This window comes from Gammaproteobacteria bacterium (assembly GCA_029881255.1).
Taxonomy (GTDB): Bacteria; Pseudomonadota; Gammaproteobacteria; order S012-40; family S012-40; genus JAOUMY01.
This window is the reverse complement of sequence record JAOUMY010000038.1, coordinates 1-4,024: the sequence shown is the minus strand read 5'-3', so window position 1 is coordinate 4,024 and position 4,024 is coordinate 1. Positions and strand designations below refer to the sequence as shown.

Sequence of the window (4,024 nt, the reverse complement as noted above, 5' to 3'; positions counted from 1 at the left end):
ATTCCAGACCTGCCCCCATTGCCAAGGGCGTCTCAAGATTTTAGCTTCTATTGAAGACCCACCGACCATTGCAAAGATCCTTAAACACCTGGGCCTACCCACCAGAGCACCACCACGGGCACCCGCCAGACTCCCTGGCGGATTAGATTTTATATAGACCTCTCTCATCGAGTATTCCTTCAACCATGCGGTGAAGCAGCCCCACACGTCCGACGCACTCAATCTCGAAGCCAGTAAGTCCAATAAGTCGGAAATAGACACCCTGATGGCACCACTCGGCGCAGTTTTCTCTGTTGTAGGTCTCTTTTATCGAAGTGGTAGTCGTTTTGACACTCAGGTTTTGATGGCTAATACTGGCGATCAAATAGGAATATGTGGTTTATAGTTCTTATTCCTTAAAAGCATTGGGCGTTTAGGAATATAAGATATAGGCGCCCCCCTTCAACCGAAACGAAGGCTATCATCATTGATGGATACGCGAAGTGGTAATCTAGACGACTGTAATCATTAGATTAATGAAAGGAGGCGTCAATGAAAACCACTCTAATCCATGTTGGGTTCGATGTTGATGACACACAGTCTAGTATTAACAAATTTATTTCCAAGCACCCCTTTAGGGCGTTCTTTTTACTTAAAAAAAGTTACATTTGGACGAAAAAGATAATACCTGACTAAAAAGCATTGTTACTTAAATGAGCTACGATTTCCCCGTAAATATCGATCAGGATATTCTTGAACAGTATCGAGAAGAACTGGCCTGGACTAACCAAGAGGTTGAGATGTTGGCCATCGACCTGGAACGCAATCCAGAGAACCTCAAGTCGGTCGAACAGGTTCGCCAACTGATCTATGACGCCTGGCTCTCCTCGGTGAAGCTCGACCTGATCCCTCTTTCTGAGAGCCTCGCCGATACACTGAAAGGGGTGGATTTACTGCTGGATTGGCAACTATATCCCCCCCGCATGACCGAATTTGTATTGACGCTACTGGATAGAATGATGGTCATCGCTAACGAAGTCGAGCAGTCTCAGATTATCGATATGCGCAAAACCCAGACTATCCTGGTAGCACTTCAGTACATACTGCTGGCAGCGGATGCCGGACAAGTCGATAAAGGTATCGAGTCAGCCCTTGACGCGATCAATCGTGCCCCCTCATCGGTCAGTGAATTCCAGGGCGCAAGCGACGAGATTGAATTGTTCGGCGAGCAAGAAGCCGATATCGAACTTTTTGGGGAACAGTCTGCGTCAGATGTGAAGCCGCATGTAGACATTTTTGTGCCAGAAAAGATCGACTGTCCCGTGTCAATGGCGAGAGAGTTCATTGAATACTTCAAAGAAGACAATTGTTTTCAGGTCGTCGACAATATTCGCGATGGAAAGATTCAGCATACACGCGCGCATACCCAAACCGTTCTTGAGTTGGCCTTGTCTATAAACTTTCTCGCAGGCGAACCAGTGTGTTCCAGGGCCCTATTCCAGGGAATCTGCCTGCATGATATAGCGCTAGCCTCAATGCAAAGCATATTGAAGACCAAGGACCGATTGACCGAGGAAGATATCGAGGATATGCAGATGCATCCCTATTTGGGCGCGCAACTGGCCTTCCAGTTAGCGGGAAGTGAAGACGTCAAAGACCTGGTACTGCACCACCACGAAAACCTCGATAGCAGTGGCTATCCCTACGGTTTGAGTAGTGGAAGTATCAGTGACCTGGGAAAGCTCGCCGCCGTGGTAGATACCTTTCACAATGCCGTCGAACAACACTCAAACCTGCCCTTTAATAAACGAATTCTCAAAGGCGTCTACGATGTCAATGTCGGCGTGTCTCGGCGCTACGATCCTGCTTGGGTGAGCCAGTTTAATAACGCCGTAAAACACTACTGGCTCAGCGAATGGAGTCGGAACGCAGTAGCATAAGCAATTTGAACATATACCGATAATCCAGCTTGAAAATAACCGCCTGAAAAATCTTTCCGGACTCCTTGCGTAGTACCGCTACTCATATGATAACTAATTTGATTACCGGACTAAGTGCATAGCCGGTCTGTCCCATGCGTACCAGTTAGCGCATCAGACACCGACATTGATCAATAAAATCGCGAAGCGGATGAGGCAGGAGATTTGTGTCCCAACGATTGTAATAGATGTTTCACCCCGGTGCATCCAGGTAAAACCCAGAGATCCGCATCATTTTTAGATCTACGAATGTGATACTACTTTGGTATGTCGGTAGCTATCAGAAGCTTGATTGAGTATGTCAAACCCAGCAGTTCTTGTATAAACATCTTTCTCTTCAAACCAGAATTGGAAAACCATGAAAAGTTTTTCTGATATTTCTTTCACAACTCGGCTGATAGTTTCCAGTTCATTTTCCTTGAGTTGAATAGTCGTTATGGAACCCGAAGTGTCTGTCCTGCGTCCCTCGATCCAGGCCCCACGGGTATGGGTCTCCTCCTCTTCCACGTGCAATCGACCAAAATACTGAAGCTCATCATATACCCCTGACCTTTTCACAATGGGCTTAAAGCAATTTATAAAAACGCCGAACGCTGCCTCCAAATACTCTATCACTGCTAACGCCACCATAGCATTACCACCGTGTTTCACATGAGCAATTGTCGAGTAAACCAAATCCCTAACCACATAGCTTCTATCGCTCCACAACTGTTTGAATACGTCTGCTTCCCTTTCTCCCCAAGACTTATGTGAAAAACCGAGTCGCTCAAGATCAGAAAGAAACCATTCCCAGTGATGTATATCCTCAATACAGTGTGTATTGATCTCTAGTTCCACTTCCGTCGTGGGATTTTCATATTGCATTTCCCGCAAAATATCTTTGAAACCCAATACAAAAAAGGTCATTGCCGGTATAAATTTTAAGTAGTCGTCTTTACCCTCGTTTTCCGCCGATCGAAACCATTGGCACAGACTCGACTGATTAAGTTTTTCCGATTCTATTTTGATTATATTTAGTGCTCTTTTCATCGCTACTCCATCAATGTGTTAATCCGGCGCGCATTATGAAGCATATTTTTCCTAGGTAAATCACTTATTACATATTGTTACATTTCAATTGTATGCACTTGAGTCGCACGCATACATTTCTTGAATGCCAACATAAAACTTAGCATATGACAAATAGCCGTTCTTTTTTCAGTGCTATTTTCCAATTTTTCACACATGTAAAATTGTATTCAGAATTTCTTCCGAAACGTGAATCTTCATCTGTAAGGAAAAGGAAGACGTTAGTGTTAGATAAGGGCCCCGTAATTTGCCGAGCCCTATATTGCTCTTGCAATAGTTAGAAAGATAATGTTGCCACACCTCCGCTAACGATGCCCGACATCGCAGTTGAACCTGTCAGTTCAGCGCCATCAATATGGTCTTCTCGCTCATATCCGCGAACCTTGGCGCACGGTGGACACACGAAGATATTTGCGCCACCTGGGCGCGTTTACTCAAACGCGTCTTCAAGATAGATATTCACACATGTCCCCACTGCCAGGGCAATAAGCTTACCCCGCGAGCGTAGCGAGTGTTTTGGGTAATCAAAATTTTAGCCTCCATAGAAGACCCGCCGACGATCGTCAAAATACTTAATCATCTGGGCCTGCTGACCAGAGCACCGCCTCAGACACCCGCCCGACTTCCTGACGGATTCGATTTCATATAATCCCTCTTATTGCGCATTCCTTTGCTGTGTAGGCGAAGCGGTCCGGCTTGCCCGACACGCTCTATTTCACAACCAGAACATCGGAAATAGACACGCATATGGCGCCACTCGATGCGGATTTCTCCGCTGTAGGTCACTTTTGTCGAAGCGAATGTCGTTTTGACAGGCTGGATTCGATGATTGATACTGGCGTTCAGACGGGTAAAGGTGGTTTATATTTCTTCGTATAGACGCCCCAATGTCAACCCTGATTTCTGATTGATGAGAGCAGATGACCTTGGACTTACATCCTCGTATTCGCGTGCTGGTTAACGCATTAAGATCTGTCCGTTTGGGGTAACCACAACCT

Annotated in this window: 2 protein-coding genes; one reads left to right on the top strand and one right to left on the bottom strand. The window is 45.8% G+C overall.

What is annotated here, in order from left to right:
• Nucleotides 1-692 precede the first annotated feature (692 nt).
• Nucleotides 693-1,919, top strand: coding sequence for an HD domain-containing protein (locus OEZ43_21955; GenBank protein MDH5548244.1), 1,227 nt, complete (start codon nt 693-695; stop codon nt 1,917-1,919).
• Between the two features lie 282 nt (nt 1,920-2,201).
• Here the strand turns inward: OEZ43_21955 and OEZ43_21950 are convergent, their stop codons facing one another.
• On the bottom strand, nt 2,202-2,987 hold the full coding sequence (locus OEZ43_21950; GenBank protein MDH5548243.1) for a hypothetical protein: 786 nt from the start codon (nt 2,985-2,987) through the stop codon (nt 2,202-2,204).
• Nucleotides 2,988-4,024: the final 1,037 nt, after the last annotated feature.

Excerpts from the sequence above, each read along its gene's own strand:
- OEZ43_21955 (MDH5548244.1), top strand. The coding sequence starts at position 693 with ATGAGCTACGATTTCCCCGTAAATATCGATCAGGATATTCTTGAACAG.
- OEZ43_21950 (MDH5548243.1), bottom strand. The coding sequence starts at position 2,987 with ATGAAAAGAGCACTAAATATAATCAAAATAGAATCGGAAAAACTTAAT.